The 22021-nt window shown below is 70.8% G+C and carries 20 protein-coding genes; 8 read left to right on the top strand and 12 right to left on the bottom strand.

What is annotated here, in order from left to right:
* The first annotated feature begins 1 nt into the window (after position 1).
* Positions 2–1468, top strand: coding sequence for a dihydrolipoamide acetyltransferase family protein (locus ACIGJO_RS10285; RefSeq protein WP_399954958.1), 1467 nt, complete (start codon positions 2–4; stop codon positions 1466–1468).
* Between the two features lie 72 nt (positions 1469–1540).
* Here the strand turns inward: ACIGJO_RS10285 and ACIGJO_RS10280 are convergent, their stop codons facing one another.
* Positions 1541–1741 (bottom strand): ATP-binding protein, encoded by a 201-nt coding sequence (locus ACIGJO_RS10280; RefSeq protein WP_399954955.1) that lies wholly within the window; start codon positions 1739–1741, stop codon positions 1541–1543.
* A 472-nt stretch (positions 1742–2213) separates the two neighbouring features.
* Between ACIGJO_RS10280 and ACIGJO_RS10275 the strand changes: the two genes are divergently transcribed.
* Together ACIGJO_RS10275 and ACIGJO_RS10270 are read left to right on the top strand one after the other, a co-directional pair.
* A complete protein-coding gene (locus ACIGJO_RS10275; protein ID WP_399954952.1) occupies positions 2214–3092 on the top strand; it encodes a helix-turn-helix domain-containing protein in 879 nt (292 codons plus the stop codon).
* A 2-nt stretch (positions 3093–3094) separates the two neighbouring features.
* Positions 3095–3277, top strand: a complete 183-nt coding sequence (locus ACIGJO_RS10270; RefSeq protein WP_399954949.1) for a DUF397 domain-containing protein — start codon at positions 3095–3097, stop codon at positions 3275–3277.
* A gap of 80 nt (positions 3278–3357) precedes the next feature.
* Here the strand turns inward: ACIGJO_RS10270 and ACIGJO_RS10265 are convergent, their stop codons facing one another.
* The 3 genes from ACIGJO_RS10265 to ACIGJO_RS10255 form a co-directional block, all read right to left on the bottom strand.
* Positions 3358–4239, bottom strand: coding sequence for a phosphotransferase (locus ACIGJO_RS10265; RefSeq protein WP_399954946.1), 882 nt, complete (start codon positions 4237–4239; stop codon positions 3358–3360).
* A gap of 139 nt (positions 4240–4378) precedes the next feature.
* The gene (locus ACIGJO_RS10260; protein WP_399954943.1) at positions 4379–5278 is read right to left on the bottom strand and encodes a D-alanyl-D-alanine carboxypeptidase family protein; all 900 of its coding nucleotides are present in this window, start codon (positions 5276–5278) and stop codon (positions 4379–4381) included.
* 148 nt (positions 5279–5426) lie between these two features.
* Positions 5427–6392, bottom strand: coding sequence for a Bro-N domain-containing protein (locus tag ACIGJO_RS10255; protein WP_399954940.1), 966 nt, complete (start codon positions 6390–6392; stop codon positions 5427–5429).
* Positions 6393–6553: 161 nt separating this feature from the next.
* On the opposite strand from ACIGJO_RS10255, the gene ACIGJO_RS10250 reads away from it, so the two are divergent.
* Together ACIGJO_RS10250 and ACIGJO_RS10245 are read left to right on the top strand one after the other, a co-directional pair.
* A complete protein-coding gene (locus tag ACIGJO_RS10250; RefSeq protein WP_399954937.1) occupies positions 6554–7237 on the top strand; it encodes a GntR family transcriptional regulator in 684 nt (227 codons plus the stop codon).
* The gene (locus tag ACIGJO_RS10245; RefSeq protein ID WP_399954934.1) at positions 7234–8544 is read left to right on the top strand and encodes a nitrate/nitrite transporter; all 1311 of its coding nucleotides are present in this window, start codon (positions 7234–7236) and stop codon (positions 8542–8544) included. Before ACIGJO_RS10250 ends, ACIGJO_RS10245 begins: the two co-directional genes overlap by 4 nt.
* A gap of 180 nt (positions 8545–8724) precedes the next feature.
* Here ACIGJO_RS10245 and ACIGJO_RS10240 read toward each other — a convergent pair whose 3' ends face one another.
* Positions 8725–9549, bottom strand: coding sequence for a maleylpyruvate isomerase family mycothiol-dependent enzyme (locus ACIGJO_RS10240; protein WP_399954932.1), 825 nt, complete (start codon positions 9547–9549; stop codon positions 8725–8727).
* Positions 9550–9749: 200 nt separating this feature from the next.
* Here ACIGJO_RS10240 and ACIGJO_RS10235 point away from each other — a divergent pair, with 200 nt between their 5' ends.
* Positions 9750–10559 (top strand): carbon-nitrogen family hydrolase, encoded by an 810-nt coding sequence (locus ACIGJO_RS10235; protein ID WP_399954930.1) that lies wholly within the window; start codon positions 9750–9752, stop codon positions 10557–10559.
* Between the two features lie 114 nt (positions 10560–10673).
* Here the strand turns inward: ACIGJO_RS10235 and ACIGJO_RS10230 are convergent, their stop codons facing one another.
* Positions 10674–11174, bottom strand: a complete 501-nt coding sequence (locus ACIGJO_RS10230; protein ID WP_399954928.1) for an LURP-one-related/scramblase family protein — start codon at positions 11172–11174, stop codon at positions 10674–10676.
* A 64-nt stretch (positions 11175–11238) separates the two neighbouring features.
* Here ACIGJO_RS10230 and ACIGJO_RS10225 point away from each other — a divergent pair, with 64 nt between their 5' ends.
* Entirely contained in the window at positions 11239–13059 is a 1821-nt protein-coding gene (locus ACIGJO_RS10225) for a thioredoxin-like domain-containing protein (protein ID WP_399954926.1), read from the top strand.
* Positions 13060–13154: 95 nt separating this feature from the next.
* Here the strand turns inward: ACIGJO_RS10225 and ACIGJO_RS10220 are convergent, their stop codons facing one another.
* The 6 genes from ACIGJO_RS10220 to ACIGJO_RS10195 all read right to left on the bottom strand — a co-directional run bounded on the left by ACIGJO_RS10220 (position 13155) and on the right by ACIGJO_RS10195 (position 21366).
* Positions 13155–16073: a BTAD domain-containing putative transcriptional regulator gene (locus tag ACIGJO_RS10220; protein ID WP_399954924.1), complete on the bottom strand. Its 2919-nt coding sequence runs from the start codon at positions 16071–16073 to the stop codon at positions 13155–13157.
* A 128-nt stretch (positions 16074–16201) separates the two neighbouring features.
* Positions 16202–16420: a DUF6458 family protein gene (locus ACIGJO_RS10215; RefSeq protein WP_399954922.1), complete on the bottom strand. Its 219-nt coding sequence runs from the start codon at positions 16418–16420 to the stop codon at positions 16202–16204.
* Positions 16421–16582: 162 nt separating this feature from the next.
* Positions 16583–17881 carry a M18 family aminopeptidase gene (locus ACIGJO_RS10210; protein WP_399954919.1) on the bottom strand — a complete coding sequence of 433 codons (1299 nt, stop codon included), beginning with the start codon at positions 17879–17881 and terminating at the stop codon, positions 16583–16585.
* 5 nt (positions 17882–17886) lie between these two features.
* On the bottom strand, positions 17887–18666 hold the full coding sequence (locus ACIGJO_RS10205; protein ID WP_399954916.1) for a hypothetical protein: 780 nt from the start codon (positions 18664–18666) through the stop codon (positions 17887–17889).
* Positions 18667–18749: 83 nt separating this feature from the next.
* Entirely contained in the window at positions 18750–19409 is a 660-nt protein-coding gene (locus ACIGJO_RS10200) for a hypothetical protein (protein WP_399954914.1), read from the bottom strand.
* A 130-nt stretch (positions 19410–19539) separates the two neighbouring features.
* Positions 19540–21366 (bottom strand): acyl-CoA dehydrogenase, encoded by a 1827-nt coding sequence (locus tag ACIGJO_RS10195; RefSeq protein ID WP_399954911.1) that lies wholly within the window; start codon positions 21364–21366, stop codon positions 19540–19542.
* Between the two features lie 167 nt (positions 21367–21533).
* Between ACIGJO_RS10195 and ACIGJO_RS10190 the strand changes: the two genes are divergently transcribed.
* Positions 21534–21974, top strand: a complete 441-nt coding sequence (locus ACIGJO_RS10190; RefSeq protein WP_266922271.1) for an SseB family protein — start codon at positions 21534–21536, stop codon at positions 21972–21974.
* The last annotated feature ends 47 nt before the right edge of the window (positions 21975–22021 follow it).

Genomic DNA, 22021 nt, shown 5'->3' with positions numbered 1-22021 from the left:
CGTGACGACGATGACTGAGACGTCTGCTCGTTTCCGTGAGTTCAAGATGCCCGATGTGGGCGAGGGACTGACCGAGGCGGAAATCCTCAAGTGGTATGTCCAGCCCGGTGACACGGTCACCGACGGCCAGGTCGTGTGCGAGGTCGAGACGGCCAAGGCGGCCGTGGAACTGCCGATCCCGTTCGACGGGGTGGTGCACGAGCTGCGCTTCCCCGAGGGCACGACCGTGGATGTCGGCGAGGTGATCATCTCGGTGGACGTGGCACCGGGCAGCGGTGACGCGGCTCCCGCGGCCTCTCCTGCCACCGCTTCCGCCGCTGTTCCTGCCGCTGCCGCGCCCGCTGCCGCCCCCTCGAAGGCTCCGGCGGCCGAGGACGAGGCACCGAAGGGCCGGCAGCCGGTCCTGGTCGGCTACGGCGTGGCCGAGTCCTCCACCAAGCGCAGGCCGCGCAAGGGTGCTGCCGCGGCTCCGGAGGCCGCCGCCGTCGCGGCGGCGGTGCAGGCCGAGCTGAACGGGCACGGCGCGCCCGCGCCCGCCGTCCCGGGGAACCGGCCGCTCGCGAAGCCGCCGGTCCGCAAGCTGGCCAAGGACCTGGGCATCGACCTGGCGACGGTCACCCCGACCGGCAAGGACGGCATCATCACCCGCGAGGACGTCCACGCGGCGGCCACGCCGGTCGCCGAGGTCCCCGCTGCCGCCGTGTCCGTCACCGCGGAGTCCGCCGGAACCGGGACCGAGGCCCCGGCCGCGCAGCCTTCCGCGACCGTCCGGGAGACCCGTATCCCGGTCAAGGGCGTCCGCAAGGCCATCGCGCAGGCCATGGTGGGCAGCGCGTTCACGGCGCCGCACGTCACCGAGTTCGTCACGGTCGACGTCACGCGGACCATGAAGCTCGTGGCCGAGCTCAAGGAGGACAAGGACATGGCGGGAGTCCGGGTCAACCCGCTCCTGATCATCGCCAAGGCCCTCCTGGTCGCGATCAAGCGGAACCCGGACGTCAACGCCGCCTGGGACGAGGCCGGCCAGGAGATCGTCCAGAAGCACTACGTGAACCTGGGCATCGCGGCCGCCACCCCGCGCGGTCTGATCGTGCCGAACATCAAGGACGCGCACGACAAGACCCTGCCCCAGCTCGCCGCGGCACTGGGCGAGCTGGTCACCACGGCCCGCGAGGGCAAGACCTCCCCGGCCGCGATGGCGGGCGGCACGGTGACGATCACGAACGTCGGTGTCTTCGGCGTCGACACGGGCACGCCGATCCTCAACCCCGGCGAGTCCGCGATCCTGGCGGTCGGTTCGATCAAGCTCCAGCCGTGGGTCCACAAGGGCAAGGTGAAGCCCCGTCAGGTCACCACGCTGGCACTGTCGTTCGACCACCGCCTGGTCGACGGCGAGCTGGGCTCCAAGGTCCTGGCGGACGTCGCCGCGATCCTGGAGCAGCCGAAGCGGCTGATCACCTGGGCGTAACGCCCTTCTGCGGTACGTGTTTCCGGTGGGCCCGCGCGTTGTTCCGCGCGGGCCCACCGGCATGTCCGGCAGTCACCGCACGGTGAGTTCGGCGAACACGGTCTTGCCGATGGCGCGTGGTTCGACGCCCCAGTTGTCCGCGAGCCGCGCGACGATCTGGAGGCCGCGGCCGTAGCAGTCGTCGGCATCGGCCTCCCGCAGACCGGGCAGCCGTTCGCCGCGCGGATCGCTGACCGCGATACGGAGCACGGTCGCGGTGAGGGTGAGCCGCACGCGGAAGAGGCGCCCCGCATGACCCCGTGCAGCAGGGCGTTGGTCGCCAACTCACTGACCAGGAGAGCCGCGTCACCGGCCAGCTCCGGGTGACCCCACTGAAGCACGAGCCGAGCGGTGCGGTGCCGGCTGAGCGAGACGCTGCGCGCGGTGGGGGTGTAGTCGGCCCGGTCCTCGCGGAGGACGGGCTCGGGGGCGGTGATCTCCTGGGCTGCGGTCATGGACGCGTGCCTCCGTGGGTGGTGCGGGCGGTGGCGGTGCCGCGCCTGCGGTGGGCCGGGGCCGGTTCGGGTCCGGCGCGGTTCCGGCGCAGGGCAGGGCGGTGCACTTCCGCCGACTGATTCCGCTGTGCGAGCGGCTGTGTGCCGAACGTAGCGATTCTGGCAGCTTGGGGGCAAGTGAAACGGAGACAATTGTCTCCAACGGGGGATGGTTGTCGACGGCCTGTGCTGCGGGAGTCCAAACTGGGGCGGTGAATCGAGCGACTCGGCAAGGCAATCGGTTGTCAACTGTCCTGGGGCGCAGGCTCGGTAGTGAGCTGCTACGCCTGAGAGACGCGTCAGGGAAGACGCAGCAACAGGCCGCCCAGGTCATCAGCGCGACCAACTCGAAGATCGTGAAGATGGAGCAGGGGTGGGTTCCGATGAGGGATCCGGACATCCGGACCCTCTGTGAGTTCTACGGTTCTGAGGACGTGCAACTCGTCAGCCGCCTGCTGGAAGTGGCGCGGGTAGATCGGGAACGCCGTAAGGCGAAAGGCTGGTGGAACCAGTATCCGGAGCTGCGTTCGCTGGTTGAGTACGTTGCGCTCGAAGACATCGCAACGGGCGTCAGGACCTGGCAAGGGGCTTTCGTGCCGGGACTGCTCCAGACGCCGGATTACGCCAGGGCGCTCGCCGTCGGCAACGCGGACTGGGAAGACCCGGACGAGATCGAGCGCTTCGTCGAAGCCAAGATCGCACGCCAAGCGCGTCTCACGGACGGCAGTCCTCTCGCGCTGTGGGCGATCGTCGCCGAAGGATCCTTGCGGCAGCTGGTCGGTGGCCGCGAGGTGATGCGTGCTCAACTGGCAAGTCTGGCGGAGGCTGCCACCGAGCCAAATGTCACGGTGCAGGTTGTCCCCTTCCTCGCGGGCTCGCACCCAGGCATGACCAGCGCTTTTAGCATCGTGTCATTCGCTGAACCCGGTGCGATGGACGTGGTCTACATGGACACCACGTCGTCTACGCTGTGGCTGGAGAGCGAGTCGGATGCGGCGCGCCACAACGTCACGTTCGGCCGTATCGCCAGAAGCGGACTCGCTCCCCGCGATTCCATCGCTCTGATAGGGCGTATTCGCAAGGAGTTGTAGTCGTGCCACACTTCGAGTTCGTCAAGTCCAGCTACAGCAGCGGCAATGGCGAGTGCGTCGAGGTGGCCCGCAACATTCCCCGTGCCGTCGCCGTCCGCGACTCCAAGCGCCCGGCCGGCCCCGTCCTCACCGTCACCCCCGCCGCGTGGGACGCCTTCACGGCGGACGTGCGTCGGCAGCCGTAGTTCGGGCCGGAGCGCCCGCCACACGCAGGGCGCGAGCAGGCCCCCGTACCCCGGCCCCGTACCTCCGAGCCGCACACCGCCTACGGCAGCCGCCGCTCCGCCAGGTCCAGCCATTGATCCACCTCGGCCGGAGCGAAGTGCCGGATGGCCCAGTCGGTCATGCGCAGGCTCATATGGGCCCAGGAGGGCAGCAGGACGTCCGGTGGGACCGTGTCGAGCACGGCGTCCAGCCTGGCCACGGTGTCCGGTTCGGTCTGTTCCCCGTGAAAGAGGCCGAAGCGCAGGGTGACGAGGTCGAATCTGCGGTCCCCGCGGGCCGCTCCGTCCCAGTCGATGATCCCGGTGATCCTTCCGTCCACGGCCAGCATGTTGCCGGGGTGGAAGTCCAGATGGACCGCGTCGGTGCCGTCGAGCCGGTCCGGATGGGCGGCGCCGATGGCGGCGATCCGGCGTTCGAGGGCGGCGGTACGGGGGCTGTGGTCGCGCAGCGGTCCGTGCAGGCAGTACCCGGGGCCGTCCTCGCGCAGATGCAGGGCGAGGGCCGGGATGTCGGTGCGGTGGGCCAGCCGGCCGGCCAGTGACTCGTTGAGGGCCAGTGCCTGGTCCAGGCCCTCGCGGTCCAGGCGCTCGACCGGTGTGCCGGGGAGGAGTTCCTGGACGGTGACGACCGCGTGCCCGGCCTGGACGGCCAGCTCGGTGGCCGGGGCGGGGAAGCCGTCCGCCCGCAGGGTTTCGCTGACCGCGAGCGGGCCGGCCCGGAGTGCGGCGAGTTCCGTGTGGGCGCGCCACTTGAGTACGGACCGGTGGCCGTCCGGCCATCGCACGTACGCGGCTCCCACCTGCCCGCCGGGGCAGGGGCCCTCCACGGTGAGCCGTATCCCGGTGCCGGCGTGCACGGCTTCGGCCATGCGGTCGGCGTCCAGTCGCTGTACGCGGTCCCGGCCGCGCGAGGAGGAAGTCATCGGCAGATTGTCGCGCGGCCGCAGGCGTGCGCGCGGAAACGGCGGTACGCGGACGGGCGCGGGGCCGGGGTACGCGGACGGGGGTGCGGCCACCCTCACGGTGACCGCACCCCCGTCGGGGTGCCGCGGGACGAACGGGCTACTTTTTGAAGCCGTAGTCCATGAGCTTCTTCGCGTCGGCGGTGCGCTTCGCCGCGGAGGGCGAGGTGAGCACGGTGCCGATGACGGTCTTGCCCTTGCGGGTCGCGGCGAAGACCAGGCAGTACTTGGCCGTCGGGCCGGAGCCGGTCTTCACGCCGATCGCGCCGCTGTAGCTGCCGAGCAGGGTGTTGGTGTTGCCCCACGACATGTAGCGGTAGCCACCGCTCTTCGTGGTCACCTTCTGCTTCGTCGACTTCGTCTTGACGATGGTGCGGAACGTGGAGTTCTTCATCGCCTTGCTGGCGATCTTCGTCAGGTCGCGGGGGGTCGAGTAGTTGTTCCCACCCCCTATGCCGTCGAACGAGTCGAAGTGGGTGTTCTTCAGCTTGAGGCTCTTGGCCGTGGAGTTCATCTTGCCGATGAACGACTTCACACGGGCCGCGCGGGTCTTGCCGGAGCCGTACTTGTCGGCGAGGGCGTACGCGGCGTCGCAGCCGGAGGGGAGCATCAGGCCGTAGAGGAGCTGGCCCACGGTGACCTTGTCGCCGACGATCAGCCGGGCGGACGAGGCGTTCTTGGAGACGATGTAGTCGCTGTACGCCTTCTGGATCGTGACCTTGGACTTCAGGTTCACGTTCTTCTGCGACAGCACCACCAGGGCCGTCATGATCTTGGTGGTGGAGCCGGTGGAGCGGCGGGTGTCCGCGGACTTGGTGAAGAGGGTCTTGCCGCTGCCGTTGTTCATCACGAAGCCGCCCTTGGCGGTGATCGTCGGCTTCGGCGGTGCTGCTGCCTGTGCCTGGGTGGCGAAGGCACTGCCCGCGAGAACGGCGCCCGCGGTGAGGGCCACGGTGGCCGTGGCGGTCGCGCGATTGATGCGCTTGATGCCGATATTCAACTGAACGCTCCAAATGCCCCTGAATTGCGGCCACATAAGGGTGCCGCTCGGTGGTGAGACTCCTGGGGCGGAGCAATGGATGTGCTCTCGAACGGATGGTTTTTTCACCGGGTCCCGGCTGGTTCGTCCCGTCGGCTCGCGGGTGCCGTCATGGGTGGTTCAGGGCGTAGTGCGGCGAACCGTCCGCCGTGCCGCCGAGGGAACGGATGCAGGCGTGCCGGCGCATGAACCGGAGGCACTCGTTCACCCGGTGCGTACTGAGTCCCGTGCGGTCCGCGAGGGACTCCAGTGACTGATGCAGCTCGCCTTCGGCAGCCAGTACGGGAGCGATGGTGACAGCCACCGACCAAACGTCCTCGGTCACGGACATCCGTGACTTCCAGCCGTCCAGAACGGCCTGGGCGGTGGGTCGGGCCGGCTGCGGTGCGCCGGCCTGGGCCGGGATCGTGGTGGCGGGCGAGGCGAACAGAGTGTCGAGGCGATCGGCAATGCGTTCCAGGGCGTGCGCCGTCGCGCGCTGTGCGAGAAGGGTCTCCCGCTGGGTGGCAAGACTCTCGTGCTGTGCGGCTGCGAACTGTTCGTCGAGGCGGATGTTCCGCTCCTCCAGGCGCACGATCACGTCGGCGACCCGGTCCGGTACGCCGGGGGCCGCCCAAGGTGCGGCCCCGGCGGCCTCCGGGGCGGCCGGAGGTCCGCCGAGGCTGTAGGACCCGTCCTCCTGGACGGTGGCGATGACGTCGGCGACCCATTGTTTGAAGGGGCGGCAGGACGGTTTCGTGCTGCCGCTGACCAGCAGGATCAGACCCTGGAGATCGATGAGTTGCAGGTCTCGGCGCCACTCTCTACCTGCGGGAACGCTGAGACTGTATCGCCCAGTTACAGTCTCGAGAAAGTCTCGGCTTCTCTCGGGGACGTGGTCGCTCAGCGCCTTCCTGGAGTTCGCGTAGCCGAGCTGTCCGCACACGTCCACCGCCGGGAACCAGTGCTTCCCGTCCGGCATCGTCAGCCGCCTGATCCGGGCCCCGGTCGCCCCGTACACGAAGTCGTTGATGTCGATCGCGTCGTGCCGTACGGCCGGCCGCCCCGTCGTCCCTGACCTGTCCGCCGTGGTCATGTGAACCACCTCCATGACGGAACGCAAAGCGGAGCAAATCGATTGGGCCACCGGATCCAGGAATGTTCATCCCTACGGGGAGCGGCCCCGAGGTTTGACGCGGTCGTCCAGATTCCGGACGCCGCGGCCACATGCGTGCATGTTGTATCTATGCTGTGTGCATGCCTGCCGCGCCTCTCACCCCCGTACAGCCGCCCAAGACGTCCCTCAAGCAGCCGCCCGCCGCCGAACGCGTCTACACCCACATCAAGGAGGCGGTCCTCGGCCGTCGCTACGAGGGCGGGACGCTCCTCACCGAAGGTGATCTCGCGGAGGCCGTGGGGGTCTCCCGCACGCCCGTGCGCGAGGCGCTGCTGCGGCTGGAGGTGGAGGGGCTGATCAAGCTCTATCCGAAGAAGGGCGCCCTGGTGCTCGCCGTCTCCGCGCAGGAGATCGCGGATGTGGTGGAGACCCGGCTGCTCGTCGAGGAGTTCGCCGTGCGCCGGGCCGTGCCGGCCTCGGCGCAGCTGATCATCCGCCTCGAACAGCTCCTGGAGGAGCAGCGACAGCTGGCGGAGGCCGGGGACCTGGCCGCCGTTTCGGTGAAGGACCGCTGTTTCCACGCCGAGATCGTGCGGAACGCGGGCAACGAGATCCTTTCGCGGCTCTACGACCAGCTGCGCGACCGGCAGTTGCGGATGGGCGTCGCGGTGATGGAGGCCCACCCCGGCAGGATCGCCGCCAACATCACCGAGCACGGTGAGCTGCTGGAAGCCATCCGGGCCGGTGACGCGGACGGTGCCGCGCAGGTCGTGCGGCGCCATGTCAGCCGGGTCAAGGTGCTGGTCAGGGGTGAGGACCGGTGAGCTCCGCGGCCGCTCCCACCCTGTCCCTGCCCGGTGATCCGCCCGGCGGCCGGCGTGCCGCCTGGGTGTGGGGCATCGGGGTCGCCGTCTACTTCGTCGCCATCGTCTTCCGCACGAGCCTGGGGGTCGCCGGGCTCGATGCCGCCGACCGGTTCGGCGTCAACGCCTCGGCACTGTCGACGTTCTCCATCCTTCAACTGCTCGTCTACGCGGGCATGCAGATACCCGTCGGCCTGATGGTCGACCGGCTCGGCACCAAGAAGGTCCTCGCCATCGGGGCCGTCCTGTTCACGGTCGGGCAGCTGGGTTTCGCACTCTCCCCCTCCTACGGAACGGCGCTCGCCTCGCGGGCTCTGCTCGGCTGCGGCGACGCGATGACGTTCATCAGCGTGCTGCGGCTCGGCAGCCGCTGGTTCCCGGCCCGGCGCGGGCCGCTGATCGGTCAGGTCGCGGCGCTCTTCGGGATGGCGGGCAACCTCGTCTCGACCCTCTTCATCGCCCGCGCGCTGCACGGCCTCGGCTGGACCACGACGTTCGCCGGGAGCGCGGTCGCGGGGGTGGTGGTGCTGGTGTTGCTGCTGCTGTTCCTCAAGGACCACCCCGAGGGGCATGAACCGCCGCCCGTCGAGCACGCCGGGTCCGTGTACGTCCGCAAGCAGATCGCCGCCGCGTGGCGGGAGCCCGGCACCCGGCTCGGCATGTGGGTGCACTTCACCACGCAGTTCCCGGCCATGGTGTTCCTGCTGCTGTGGGGGATGCCGTTCCTGGTGGAGGCGCAGGGGCTGAGCCGGGGGACCGCCGGTGAACTGCTCACCCTGGTGGTGCTCTCCAACATGGTGGTCGGGCTCGTCTACGGGCAGATCATCGCCCGGCACCATGCCGCTCGCGCGCCGCTCGCGCTGGGCACGGTGGGGCTGACGGCCCTGCTCTGGGCCGCGACGATCTTCCACCCCGGCGACCAAGCGCCGATGTGGCTGCTGATCGTCCTGTGCACGGTGCTCGGAGCCTGCGGTCCCGCCTCGATGATCGGTTTCGACTTCGCCCGGCCCGCGAATCCTCCGGAGCGTCAGGGCACCGCGTCGGGGATCGTCAACATGGGTGGTTTCATCGCGTCGATGACCACGCTGTTCGCGGTCGGTGTGCTGCTGGACGCGACCGGCGACAACTACCGCGTCGCGTTCGCCTCGGTGTTCGTCCTGGAGGCGCTCGGCGTCGTACAGATCCTGCGGCTGCATGTCAGGGCGACGCTCAGGGAACGCGACCACCATGTGGTCAGCCGGGTCGAAGCGGTCCACGTACCCGCGTAGTGCGGCGCGCGATCGGCGTGCCTGCGGCGCGTGGAGTGGGCACGGCGTGTGCGGGGCGATCGGCGCGCGTGCGGGGCGATCGGTGAACCGGCGGCGCGCCCGTCTCTCGTTCTCCGGGACGGGCGCCGCCGATCGGTACACCGTGTGCGGGTTCCCGCACAGGGGGACCGCGGTCGGGAACTACGGCATGACGGCGAAGTTGTGCAGGATCGCCGCGGCCAGCTCCTGGTCGCCCTCGATCTTGATGCGGTCGGGGACCGCTGTCGCCCGGACCCGGCCGCAGGCCAGGCGGTAGTACGTCTCCCAGTCCATCGCGAGCGTCACCGCGGGGCCGAGCGACGGCGCGCCGTCGATCGAACCGCGGCCGTCCGCGTCGACCCGGACCGTTCGCAGGAACTCCAGCGGCCCGTGCACATCGAGTACGACCGCCGAATTGGCCGGAGCGCCCGCGTCCTTGGCAACCACCTTGGGGAGCCCCTGGAGCAGGGTGTCCCGGACGATGTGGGCGCCGGCGGAGTCGAGATTGCCCGGGACGCCCAGCGTGACGCGCAGGTCCTGCTCGTGCACCCAGAGATCGACGGCCCGCATGTGCAGGGCCACTTCGAGGGTCTGCTCCGCACCGAGAGGCGCCCGGACCATCGTGTCGGGGGAGCGGTTCTCGTTGCGCAGCTGGCGGGCGCGGCGGATGAGCGTGTACTCCAGCTCGGAGGTCATCTCGGGCGCGGTGTGGTGGCGCCGTACGTCGACCTGCATCTCCATGTAGCGGGCGAAGTCACTCTGTATGTGGTAGAGGTCGCGCGGCAGTGTGTGGATGGGGCGCGGGTCGCCGAGCATCTCGCACTCCATGCCGATGATGTGCGACACGATGTCACGGACCGACCAGGCGGGGCAGGGTGTACGGCGGTTCCACTCCCCCTCGACGAGTGGCTTCACCAGCTCGGCTATCGCTTCGAGGGAGTGGGTCGCGGCGTCGGCGTAGGTCTGGAGGCTGGGATGGACGGTCACGGGACCCCTCGTGCGGTTCTGCGGTGCATGGGCTGGGAGAGCAGGGCGTACTGGCGGGCGGGCTGGCACTGACGGCGCTGTCTGCGAGCTGCGTGGGAGGTTCGTTGGCTAAGTTACGCTGCGAGCAGGCACCCCGGCAGTGCTTTGGTGTGACGATCGTAGGCCCGCGTTGACGGCTCGAATGCCAGGACGGTGGTAGTGTGCGCGCCTCTCTCATCCAGATCGCAGTAGACCCGGACGAATCAGTCAATTTCCGTCGGAAACGCGCGGTTTCGCTGGTCGTGGCCCAGCGCGGCGCGGATCTGGTGGTCCTTCCCGAGCTCTGGCCGGTCGGCGCGTTCGCGTACACGGACTTCGCCGCCGAGGCCGAACCCCTCCAGGGTCCCACCCATGACGTGATGGCCGCTGCTGCCGCCGAGGCGGAGGTCTGGCTGCACGCGGGCTCGTTCGTCGAGCGGGCCGTGGACGGGACCCTCTACAACACCTCGCTCGTCTTCTCGCCCGAGGGCGAACGCCGTGCCGTGTACCGCAAGATCCACCGCTTCGGCTTCGACAAGGGCGAGGCGGTCATGATGGGCGCGGGCGAGGAGCTGGTCACGGCCGTACTCCCGCAGACCACGCTCGGCCTCACCACCTGCTACGACCTCCGCTTCCCGGAGCTGTACCGCGGGCTCGTGGACGCGGGCGCCGAGACGCTGATCGTCGCCGCGGGCTGGCCGGAGCGCCGCCGGGCCCACTGGACACTCCTCACGCAGGCCCGCGCCGTCGAGAACCAGGCGTACGTCCTGGCCGTCGGCACCGCGGGCACCAACGGCGGGGTCGAGCAGGCCGGGCACAGCATCGCCATCGACCCGTGGGGCGAGATCCTGGCCGAGGCGGGCGCGGGCGAGGAGGTGCTGAGCGTGGAGTTCGACCCGGCGAAGGCCGCCACCACGCGGGAGCAGTTCCCCGCGCTGAAGGACCGCCGGCTGGGACTGGACACGCCGCAGGACGTGGCCCCGGCGCGCTGAGGTGCGGCTACGCCCTTCGGTGGGTCGGTTTCACGTGAAACCGACCCACCGAAGGGCGGGTGCCGGGCCACGCGGCGCATCCGGGCCCGGCTTCCCCCTCCCGGCCCCGCCGCCTCACTCCTCGCGTCCCTCACGCTCCTTGTCCGCGAGCACGATCACGCACATCGACACGGCGATGAGCAGCGCGGCGTCGGCCTCCTCGCGCACGACATCGATGCCGTACGTGTCCCGGATCGTCAGCAGGCGCCGGGAGATCTGTGCCAGCAGCTCCCCGTCGTAGTCGATGGCGAACTCGCGGTCCAGGATCCTGCCGCTGACATCCAGCTCCGTGCCGTCCACCAGCGTCACCCGGTAGTGGTTGCGCAGCAGCGAGAGCCGCTTGCGCCTGACCCTGGCCAGTTCCTCGCCCCCGCGCTCGATGACCATCGTGTCGCGCAGACTGACCAGCTTCTGCCGCAGTTCGACGAGTACCCGGCCGTCGCGGTCCTTCAGCTCGAAGGTGTCGCGCACCCGCAGGGCCTTGCCGTCGACGAGGAAGACCTTGCGCCCCTCGGTGTCCTCGATCCAGTAGTCGTCACCGACAGCGAACAGCCGCTCACGTACGAGAAGTCTCATGAGCCACAGGTTCTCCCGCGCCCCGGCGGAATGCGCGCAGGTTGGCGTGATGTTGACTTGTGGCATGGGTACACGTGCACGCGTCCGCGCCCCCGAGCTCATCGGCAGGGGCGGCTGGCTCAATACAGGCGACCGGCAGTACACCCTCGCCGATCTGCGGGGACGCATCGTCATCCTGGATTTCTGGACGTTCTGCTGTGTCAACTGTCTGCATGTCCTCGACGAGCTGCGCGAGCTGGAGGAGAAGCACCGCGACACCGTGGTGATCATCGGTGTCCACTCGCCGAAGTTCGTGCACGAGGCCGAGCACCGGGCCGTGGTCGACGCCGTCGAGCGCTACGAGGTCCATCACCCGGTCCTCGACGACCCCGAGCTGGCCACCTGGAAGCAGTACGCCGTACGCGCCTGGCCGACCCTGGTCGTCATCGACCCCGAGGGTTATGTGGTCGCCCAGCACGCGGGCGAGGGCCATGCCCACGCCATCGAGAAGCTCGTCCAGGAGCTGGAGGCCGAGCACTCCGCGAAGGGGACGCTGCGGCGCGGTGACGGCCCGTACGTCGCGCCCGAGCCCGTCGCCACGTATCTGCGCTTCCCGGGCAAGGCACTGGTGCTCCCGGACGGTGGCTTCCTGGTCTCCGACACGACGCGGCACCGGCTGGTCGAGCTGGACGCGGACGGCGAGAGCGTGCGCGGGCACTTCGGCGGCGGCGGCGGCCGGGGTCTGGCGGACGGGGGGCCGGCCGACGTCAGGTTCAGCGAACCGCAGGGCCTCGCCATGCTCCCCGACGGGCGGATCGCCGTCGCGGACACCGTCAACCACGCGATCCGTGTCCTCGATCCGTCGACGGGCGTCACGAGCACCCTCGCCGGTACCGGCCGCCAGTGGTGGCAGGGCTCGCCCACCAGCGGCCCGGCGTGTGAGGTGGACCTGTCCTCGCCGTGGGACATCGCGTGGTTCGCCGGCCGGCTGTGGATCGCCATGGCGGGTGTGCACCAGCTGTGGACGTACGACCCGGAGAGCGCGACCGTACGGGGCGCGGCCGGGACGACGAACGAGGGCCTGGTCGACGGGCCCGCCGACGAGGCGTGGTTCGCCCAGCCGTCCGGGCTCGCCGCCTCGGCCGACGGGGAGCGGCTGTGGATCGCCGACGCGGAGACGTCCGCGCTGCGCTGGATCGACCGGGACGGACATGTGCACACGGCCGTCGGATCCGGGCTCTTCGACTTCGGCCACCGCGACGGCGCCGCCGCCCGGGCGCTGCTCCAGCATCCGCTGGGTGTGACCGCGCTGCCCGACGGGTCCGTCGCCGTCTGCGACACCTACAACCACGCCCTGCGGCGTTACGACCCCGCGAGCGGCGAGGTCACCACACTGGCCACCGATCTGCGGGAGCCGAGCGACGCCGTGCTGGTCGACGGCGACCTGGTCGTCGTCGAGTCCGCCCGGCACCGGCTGACCCGGCTGCGGCTGCCCGAGGAGGCCGTACGCGTCGCGGACCGGGCGCACCGCACCCGGCGCGCGGCCACCGAGGTCGCCCCCGGCACACTCCGGCTCGACGTGGTCTTCCAGGCGCCCGCCGGGCAGAAGCTGGACACCCGGTACGGGCCCTCGACCCGGCTGCTGGTCTCCGCGACCCCGCCGGAGCTGCTGGCGGAGGGTGCCGGGCCCGGCACCGACCTGGGCCGTGATCTGGTGCTGGCGGACGGGTTCACCGAAGGTGTTCTGCATGTCTCCGCGATGGCGGCGTCGTGCGACGACGACCCGCTCAACGAGTACCCGGCCTGCCACGTCCACCAACAGGACTGGGGCGTCCCCGTCCGCGTGACCGCGGAAGGGGCGGCCCGGCTGCCGCTGGTACTTGCGGGGATGGACGCGCAGGGCTGAGCCCGCGGCGGGGGCGGGGCCGGCGGCCGAGGAGCCGTCGGCACGGCCCGCTGGGTGCGGCCCGCTGGGTGCGGCGCGCTGGGTGCGGCGCGCGCTCACCCCTCGTCCGCGAGCCTCCGCAAGGCCTGTTCGTGCCTTCTGCGGTACTCCGTCCGCGCCGTCACCCGCAGCAGTGCCGCCAGTGCCCGTACCGCGCCCTCGTCGTATCCGGCGAGTTCCGCTTCCGTGGCCGCCCGGTCCAGCAGACCGATTCCGTCGCCCTCCTCGCCGAGCGCCAGATGTGCCTCTCCGCCGACGGTCAGCAACAGCACCCGCCGGGCCGCCTCCTCGTCCTCCGGCCCCAGTTCGAGCGCGGTCCGGGCGGATTCGAGGGCGTCGGCGGGCCGGTTCGCGGTGAGCTGCATCCGGGCGAGGTGCTGGAGGCCGAGCATCTCGGTGTGCCGGTCCCGCGCCTCGCGGGCCAGCCCGACCGCCCGTGCGCAGCCCTCCAGCGCCGCGTCGAACCCGCCCTGTTCGGCCTGGACGACGGACAGGTTGATCAGCGCGGTCGCCTCGCCGAGCCGGTCACCGGCCTGCCGGGCGAGGGCCGGTGAGCGCTCCAGCAGGGCGACGGCCTCGGCGGTCCTGCCCTCCTCCGTCAGCACCCACCCGAGCAGGGTGATCACCCGTGATTCGGCGTACGGGTCCTTCTGGGCACGGGCGGCGTCCAGCGCGAGTTCCAGCATCGGGGCCCAGCTGTCCCGTACCCGCCACACGATCTGCGGCCACTGGAGCAGGACGATCCGCCAGGCCCGGTCGTCGAGGCCGGCGTTACGGGCCGCGACGGCCGCCAGCGTCAGATCGTCGCGCTCGGTGGCCAGCCACCGCATCGCCGCCTGCCGGCCGCTGAAGTCCCGGACGGCGGAGGGGCGGTGGTAGTCGTCCGGCAGGACGAAGCAGGGCTCCCCGCCGGGTTCGGCGGTGTCGGCGGCGGCCAGCGCGGTGGCGATGTAGTGGTCCAGGACACCGAGGAGGGCCCGCGGCGCGGAGGCGGGGTCGAGCCCGCGGGCGTAGAGGCGTACGAGGTCGTGGATCACCCAGCGTCCGGGCGCCCTCTCGGTGACGAGATGGGCCGCCGCGAGCCGCTCCAGCGCCGCCGCGGCGGTGACCGGATCGGTCTCCGCGAGCGCGGCGGCCGCGTACGGGTCGAAGTGGCTGCCGGGGTGGTGGCCGAGCCGGGCCAGCTGACGCACGCAGTCCGGCGGCAGATGCTGCACGGTCAGCCGCAGTGCGGCCGAGACGCCGATGTCGTCCACATCGAGGTACGACAGTCGGCCGCGCTCGTCGGCCAGTTCGTCGGCCAGTCCGGCGAGGGTCGACTGCGGGCGTCCGGCCAGCCGGGCCGCGGTGACGCGCAGCGCGAGCGGCAGGCCGCCGCAGAGTTCGGCGAGCCGGCGGGCGGCGACCGGTTCGGCCAGGACCCTCTCCTCACCGAGCACCCCGGCGAGCAGGGCCGTGCCGTCGTGCGGTTCGAGTGTGTCGAGGGGTACGGGGCGGGCCGCGTCCGAGGCGATGAGGCCCTCCAGCCGGTGGCGGCTGGTGACCAGCGTGACGCAGTCGGTGCCGCCCGGGAGCAGGTGCCTGACCGTGGCGGAGTCGCGGGCGTTGTCGAGGATCACGAGCAGCCGGCGCCGGTCGGTCAGGGTACGGAAGAGCGCGGCCGCGGCGGGCACGGATTCGGGGACTCTGCGCGGTGCGACGCCGAGGGCCAGCAGGAACTCGCGCAGCACCTCGATCAGCGCGGGCTCGCCGGTGTCGCTGAACCCGCGCAGGTCGGCGAAGAGCCGCCCGTCGGGGAAGGCGGCGGGGCTGCGGTGGGCCCATTGGAGGGCCAGCGCGGTCTTGCCCACCCCCGCCGGGCCGGTGACCAGGCAGACGGGCGCCTCGCCCGCCGCCGCGCGGGTGAGGGCGGCCAGTTCGGTGACCCGCCCGTGGAAGCCGCGGGGTGCGCGGGGCAGCAGATCGGCGGGGTGCGCCTCGCCGGTGACGGACAGCAGGGCGGGGAGGGGCCGGGGCGGTACGGGGGTGGGCGCGGCCGGGGGAACGGGGAGCGCGGGCGCCTCTGGAACGGAAAGGGCGAAAGGGGCGGAAGGAGCGGCGGTGGTGTCGGCCTCCCGCGTCGTCTCCGTACCGTTGCGCCGGTCCGGCGCCGGACGCGCGGCGGGTACCGGTTGCGCGGCACCGGCCGGAGCGGTGCCCGCGGTGGTGGTGCTCGTGGCGGGGCCCTCGGGGCCGGGGTCGCCGCGCAGGATCAGCGCGTAGGCGTCGGCGAGTTCATGTCCGGGATCGATCCCCAGCTCGTCGGCGAGCAGCCGCCTCGTGCGGTGGAACCGGTCCAGCGCCTCCGACTGACGCCCTGCCCGGTACAGCGCCATCATCAGCGCCGCCGCCAGTGACTCCCGCATCGGGTGGGTGACGGCCTCCGCGCCCAGCACGGCCGCGGCGCGGTTGTGCTCCCCCAGCGCCGAGTAGGACCGTGCCAGCTGCTCGACCGTCGCCAGCCGCGACTCCTCCAGCGAGTGCGCGGCGGCCCGGAGCGGGGCTCCGGTGAAGGCCCCGGTCAGCGCCGGGCCCTGCCACAGGGACAGGGCCTCCTTCAGCATCAGTACGGAGTCGGCGGGGCTGCGCTGCTCCCGCGCCAGCATCAGCAGTTCCTCGAACCGCTGGGAGTCCAGCAGGGTCTCCGGTATCCGCAGCACATACGCGTCGCCGAGCGTGACCAGTTCCACCCCGTACGCCACCGCGTCCGCGCCCATCAGGAGGGCGCGCAGCCGGGACACATGTCCCTGGATGACGCTGCGGGCCCGGAGCGGAGGGGTGTCGTCCCAGAGGGAGTCCGTCAGCCGGCCGATGGACACCGGTGTGTTGGCGGAAAGGAGCAGTGCGGCGAGCAGACTGCGCCGTTTGGCGGGGCCGAGCGGCAGCGGCCCGGTGAGCGTGTCGACGGAGACGGTGCCGAGCAGCCGGAACTCCACGAACGGCTTCCCTTCCGGGCAGGACGCACCCTCGGTCGGGGCGTGGAACGGTGCTCAGAATATCGGGGAGCCCCGGTGCCGACGAAGGGGTCGCACCCGGTCGCGGACGGACGTTCCGCCCGGACCGGTCACTGATAGCGGCGGTCGTCCTCGGACACGATGGTGGTGGGCGGCACGACCATGCGGCGGCGGCGCGCGACGCTCATGTGGACGAAGACCCCGACGAGGCCGACGATCATCATGATCCAGCCGACCAGGTCGACGTTGACGGTGTCCATTTCCCAGTCGGTGGCGAAGGCGAGTACCGCCCCGGCGCCGATGAGAAGGACGCATCCTCCGAGTCCCATGTGATTCCGCCTCCTTGACGGCCCGGTCACTCCGGGCCGTCACGACCGGGTACCCGGCCGGGCGGCGACCATGTCCCGGGGAGCCGTCGAGGAGACGCCGGGGCGTCGGGGACACCCGGCTGCCGGGTGTCCCCGGCGCCCCGGGCGTCGGACGTGTGGCGGTCAGCCCGCCAGGAACGCCGCCAGCGCGTTCGCCAGCAGATACGGGTCGTCGGCGCCGCACAGTTCACGGGCGCTGTGCATGGAGAGGATGGCGACACCGACATCGACGGTCTGGATGCCGTGCCGGGCCGCGGTGATCGGTCCGATCGTGGTGCCGCAGGGCATCGAGTTGTTGGAGACGAAGGTCTGCCAGGGCACGCCGGCCTTCTCGCACGCGGCCGCGAACACGGCCCGGCCGCCGCCGTCGGTCGCGTAGCGCATATTGACGTTGACCTTGAGGATCGGCCCGCCGTTGGCCACCGGGTGGTGCGTCGGGTCGTGCCGCTCGCCGTAGTTGGGGTGCACGGAGTGGCCGGTGTCGGAGGAGAGGCAGACGGTCCCGGCGAAGGCCCTGGCGCGGTCCTCGTACGAACCGCCGCGGGCGAACACGGAACGCTCCATGACCGTGCCCAGCAGCGGCCCGTCCGCGCCCGTGTCGGACTGCGAACCGTTCTCCTCGTGGTCGAAGGCCGCCAGCACCGGGATGTACGGGATCTCCTCGTCCGGCTGCCCGGCGACGGCGGCCAGCGCGGCGGTCGCGGCGTGCACGGAGAGCAGGTTGTCCATCCGCGGCCCGGCCACCAGCTCCCGGTCCCGGCCCAGGTACGACGGCGGCTCGACGGCGTGCGGCATCAGGTCCCAGCCGGTCACGTCCGCGGCGTCGACACCGGCCTCCCCGGCGACGAAGCCGATCAGGTCGCCCTCCGCGACATCGCCGAGTCCCCAGATCGGCTGCATGTGCTTCTGGCGGTCGAGCTTGAGGCCCTCCGTGTTCACCGAGCGGTCCAGGTGCACGGCCAGCTGCGGCACGCGCAGCAGCGCCCGGTCGATGTTCACCAGCCGGTGGGTGCCGTCCTTGAGCGAGATCCGCCCGGCGAGGCCCAGATCGCGGTCCAGCCAGGTGTTGAGCAGCGGCCCCCCGTAGACCTCCACCGCGACCTGCCGCCAGCCGTACGCGCCCGTGTCGGGCAGCGGCTTCACCCGCAGGTTCGGGGAGTCGGTGTGCGCCCCGGCGATCCGGAACGGGGTGTGCGCACCCGCGCCCTCCGGCACGTACCAGGCGACGATCGCCCCGCCGCGCAGGACGTACTTCCCCCCGGTGGAAGCGTCCCAGGCCGCGGTTTCCTCGACCTGGCGGAAGCCGGCCTTCTCCAGCCGGGCCGCGGCGTTGGCCACGGCGTGGTACGGGGACGGGCTGGCCGCCAGGAAGGACATCAGGTCGTCGGTGTGCGCGCGGTCGAACCGGAGGGGAGAACTCATGTTCTTCACTGTAACGAGGACCGCCCGGGAGAATCGCCGGTTGGCCGACGGTGGTACATGCCGATCATGCGCTCCGCGTGTGCGGTACGTGCGCCCCGTGTGTGCCTACGGTGAGGGAAGCTTTGCCGAGGGTTTTCCGCCGTCCTGCGCCTGATGCGCGCGCTTCGCGAACATGCCGCTGAACGCGTGAGATCGCGGTCGGAGGTCTCGTCCTCGCCGGTGGTGCCCGTGCTGATGCCGAGCACGGCCGTACCGACCCGTAGCTGCGCGATCGTCGCCGGACCGCCCAGGGTGCCCATGTCGGCGCGGTTCGCCAGGCGCTGGTCGCCGAGGCCGCCGAGGTCCACCTTCCGCGCGCCCACCCCCACCCGGTCGCCGCCGTACCACTTCGCCAGGGCGTCGTACGCGGTGCCGGCGGCCTTCTCGTCCTCGTAGGCGAGCACCCAGAAGTTCAGCGAGGTCTTGTCGGAGGTCCGGGCGTAGGCGGAGCCACCCCAGGAGGTGGCGCCCAGGCAGACCTCTTCCGCCTTCTTCTTGTCGGTGACACGGCACATCGCGGGCGGGAACTCCGGGTCCGGCTTCAGGGCCCCCGGCTCCAGCTGGGTCCGCCAGCCCGGTACGGCCGCCGCGTCCGGCAGGACCGACTCGACCTGCTTCAGGTTGAGCGACGCGGCCCGCGCGCCGCCTCCGTCACCGCCGCCTCCGTCACCGCCGCACCCGGTGAGCAGCAGTGCCGCCGCTCCCGCCGCCGCGCCTCCGCGTACGTACCGTCGCCGCTTCGCCATCGTGTTTCCGCCCCCGTTGATGATTGATCCGGACGACCGGTCCGGAGGAGTGGTCCCGTTTCCCGGCGCGTGCGCGCCGGGCTCTACGAGCCGAGCTTCGCCGACGGTTCGTCGCCGTTCTGCGCCTGCTGCGACCGCCGTGCGAACAGGGCCGCGAGGTCCTTGGCGAGGCCCTTGTCCAGCTTGGCCTCGCTGGGGGCGTCCGTGGCCGCCCACAGCACTGTCGTGCCCACCCGGATCTGCCCGGTGACGCTGTGCGCGCCGCTGTATCCCTGGGGCCCGGAACGGGCGTCACGCTCGTCGCCCACGGTGCCCAGGTCGGCCTTCTCGCGGCCGTTCGTGCGCGCGGTCGCCTTCCACAGGACGTCGTACGCGGCGTCGGCGGCCTTCTCGTCCTCGAACGCGACCAGCCAGAACCGGACCGCGGCTTCCCGGTCCTCGCGCTCGAAGGTGACGGAGCCCATGTAGCTGGAGTCCTCGCACCCCGCGTGGCCCTTGTTGGGGCAGATGGTGCTCTTGGCGAGGTCGTTCATCGGCGCGGTCGAGGAGTCCCCGCTCCGCTTCCAGCCCGGCATCGCGTCCTGGTCCGGCAGCAGCGCCGCCACCTGGGACTTGTCGAGCGCCGTCGCCTTGCCGTCGCTGCCACCGTCACCGCCGCCGCAGCCGGTGAGAAGCACCGCCGCCGCTCCGGCCGCCGCACAGCGTACGGACCACTTTCGCGGGGCCGAACCCTTGGTACTCACGCATGAACCTCCCCCTCGGACCTGGATGCCGATCATAGATACGGCCCGCCCCCGGAGCGGGGGGCGGGCCGTATCGATTCGGTGCCGGAGTGCGGCCGGAGCCGGAGCGCCGGACCGCGGAGGGAGCGGACTAGAACGCGGCCTCGTCCAGCTCCATCAGCGAGTTGTCGACGGACTCGGCGAGCGCGCGCTCGGCCGAGACGCCGGGCAGGACGTTCGCGGCGAAGAACTTCGCGGCGGCGATCTTGCCCCGGTAGAAGGCGGTGTCCCTCGCGGAGGCGGTCGGCAGCTTCTCGGCCGCCACGGCCGCGCCCTTGAGCAGCAGGTAGCCGACGACGACATCGCCGGAGGCCAGCAGCAGGCGGGTGGTGTTGAGGCCCACCTTGTAGATGTTCTTGACGTCCTCGCCGGTCGCGGTGAGGTCGGTGATCATCGCGCCGACGATCGCCTCCAGGTCCACGGCGGCCTTGGCGAGGGAGTCCAGCGAGCTCGCCAGCTCCTCGTTGCCCTGCGCGCCCGAGAGGAACTTCTTGATCTCCTCGGAGAGGGCGTTCAGCGAGGCACCCTGGTCGCGGACGATCTTCCGGAAGAAGAAGTCCTGACCCTGGATCGCCGTCGTGCCCTCGTACAGGGTGTCGATCTTGGCGTCCCGGATGTACTGCTCGATCGGGTACTCCTGGAGGTACCCGGAGCCGCCGAACGTCTGGAGCGACTGCGCCAGCTGCTCGTACGACTTCTCGGAGCCGTAGCCCTTCACGATCGGGAGCAGCAGGTCGTTGAGGCCGTGCAGCGCCTTGGCGTCCTCGCCCGCGGCCTCCTTCTCCTGGATCGCGTCCTGGACGGAGGCGGTGTACAGCACGAGGGAGCGCATGCCCTCGGCGTACGCCTTCTGCGTCATGAGCGAGCGGCGCACGTCGGGGTGGTGCGTGATGGTGACCTTGGGCGCCGTCTTGTCCATGAACTGCGACAGGTCGGTGCCCTGGACGCGCTCCTTGGCGTACTCCAGCGCGTTCAGATAGCCGGTGGAGAGGGTCGCGATGGCCTTCGAGCCGACCATCATGCGGGCGAACTCGATGATGCGGAACATCTGGCGGATGCCGTCGTGCTTGTCGCCGATCAGCCAGCCCTTGGCGGGGTGCTTGTCGCCGAACGTCAGCTCGCAGGTGTTGGACGCCTTGAGGCCCATCTTGTGCTCGACGTTCGTCGCGTACACACCGTTGCGCTCGCCCAGCTCGCCGGTGGTCCAGTCGAAGTGGAACTTCGGGACCATGAAGAGCGAGAGGCCCTTCGTGCCGGGGCCGGCGCCCTCGGGGCGGGCCAGCACGTAGTGAATGATGTTCTCGGACATGTCGTGCTCGCCCGACGTGATGAAGCGCTTCACCCCGTCGATGTGCCAGGAGCCGTCCTCCTGCTCCACGGCCTTGGTGCGCCCGGCGCCGACGTCGGAGCCGGCGTCCGGCTCGGTCAGCACCATCGTCGAGCCCCACTGCTTCTCGACGGCGATCTCCGCGATCTTCTTCTGCGCCTCGTTGCCCTCGTCGAAGAGGATGCCGGCGAACGCCGGGCCGGAGGAGTACATCCAGACGGCCGGGTTCGCACCGAGCAGCAGCTCCGCGTAGCCCCAGATCAGGGAGCGCGGGGAGGTGGTGCCGCCGATCTCCTCGGGCAGGCCCAGGCGCCAGTACTCGGAGTCCATGAAGGCCTGGTAGGACTTCTTGAAGCTCTCCGGGACCGGTGCGGTGTTGGTCTCCGGGTCGAAGACCGGCGGGTTGCGGTCGGCGTCGGCGAAGGAGTCGGCGAGCTCGTTCTCCGCGAGGCGGTTGACCTCGTCGAGGATGCTCTTCGCGGTTTCGACGTCCATCTCCGCGAACGGTCCGGCGCCGTAGACCTTGTCGCGCCCGAGGACCTCGAAGAGGTTGAACTCGATGTCGCGGAGATTCGACTTGTAGTGCCCCATGGGAAGGCTCCGTAATCAATAGCAGTGGCGCACAGCGCCCCGGGGAGTGATGCGGGTCGGGCGGCAGGCCGGCGTGGATGTGTCAGCTGACCTCTCCGATGATGCTACCCGTCAGTAATAAGGCGCAACCCCTCAAGCCGCAGATGTGTCCGATTACTCTTTGCGGCATGTACGGCTACGACCAGAACCAGGGTGCACAGCAGCAGATGGCCGGTGGTTACGCCGAGCAGCCGCTGTATCCCGAGCCCTCGCCGCCCTCCCTGGCCGATGCGGTACGGGCCTTCACCACCGGCTCGCTGTCCGCCGAGGACTTCCAGCAGATCTTCGCCACGTCGAAGGTCTACTGTCCGCGCGGCGACAATCCCGGCTTCCTCGCGCTCCACAACACCCAGCAGCCGGTGATCCCGATGTTCACCACGCTCAAGGAACTGCGGCGGTACGCGGGCAAGGAGTCCAAGTACTTCGTGATCACCGGCGCCGAGGTGATCGACCTGCTGCCGACGGGCTACGGCTTCGTCCTGGACATGGAGGGCGATCACCGGATGGTCTTCGACGCCAAGGCGGTGGAGCAGATGGTCGATTTCGCGATGCGCCGTATGTACGGCTGACCGCCCCGTACGGCCGAGTGCCGGCTGCGGCGGTCGCCGCCGTCGGA

The organism is Streptomyces sp. NPDC079020 (assembly GCF_044542225.1).
Lineage (GTDB): Bacteria > Actinomycetota > Actinomycetes > Streptomycetales > Streptomycetaceae > Streptomyces.
This window is presented reverse-complemented; position numbering and strand designations above follow the sequence as displayed.

Coding starts and splice junctions, on each gene's coding strand:
- ACIGJO_RS10265 (WP_399954946.1), bottom strand. CDS start 4,239: ATGACTTCCTCCTCGCGCGGCCGGGACCGCGTACAGCGACTGGACGCC.
- ACIGJO_RS10255 (WP_399954940.1), bottom strand. CDS start 6,392: ATGACCACGGCGGACAGGTCAGGGACGACGGGGCGGCCGGCCGTACGG.
- ACIGJO_RS10250 (WP_399954937.1), top strand. CDS start 6,554: ATGCCTGCCGCGCCTCTCACCCCCGTACAGCCGCCCAAGACGTCCCTC.
- ACIGJO_RS10230 (WP_399954928.1), bottom strand. CDS start 11,174: ATGAGACTTCTCGTACGTGAGCGGCTGTTCGCTGTCGGTGACGACTAC.
- ACIGJO_RS10225 (WP_399954926.1), top strand. CDS start 11,239: ATGGGTACACGTGCACGCGTCCGCGCCCCCGAGCTCATCGGCAGGGGC.
- ACIGJO_RS10215 (WP_399954922.1), bottom strand. CDS start 16,420: ATGGGACTCGGAGGATGCGTCCTTCTCATCGGCGCCGGGGCGGTACTC.
- ACIGJO_RS10210 (WP_399954919.1), bottom strand. CDS start 17,881: ATGAGTTCTCCCCTCCGGTTCGACCGCGCGCACACCGACGACCTGATG.
- ACIGJO_RS10205 (WP_399954916.1), bottom strand. CDS start 18,666: ATGGCGAAGCGGCGACGGTACGTACGCGGAGGCGCGGCGGCGGGAGCG.
- ACIGJO_RS10195 (WP_399954911.1), bottom strand. CDS start 21,366: ATGGGGCACTACAAGTCGAATCTCCGCGACATCGAGTTCAACCTCTTC.
- ACIGJO_RS10190 (WP_266922271.1), top strand. CDS start 21,534: ATGTACGGCTACGACCAGAACCAGGGTGCACAGCAGCAGATGGCCGGT.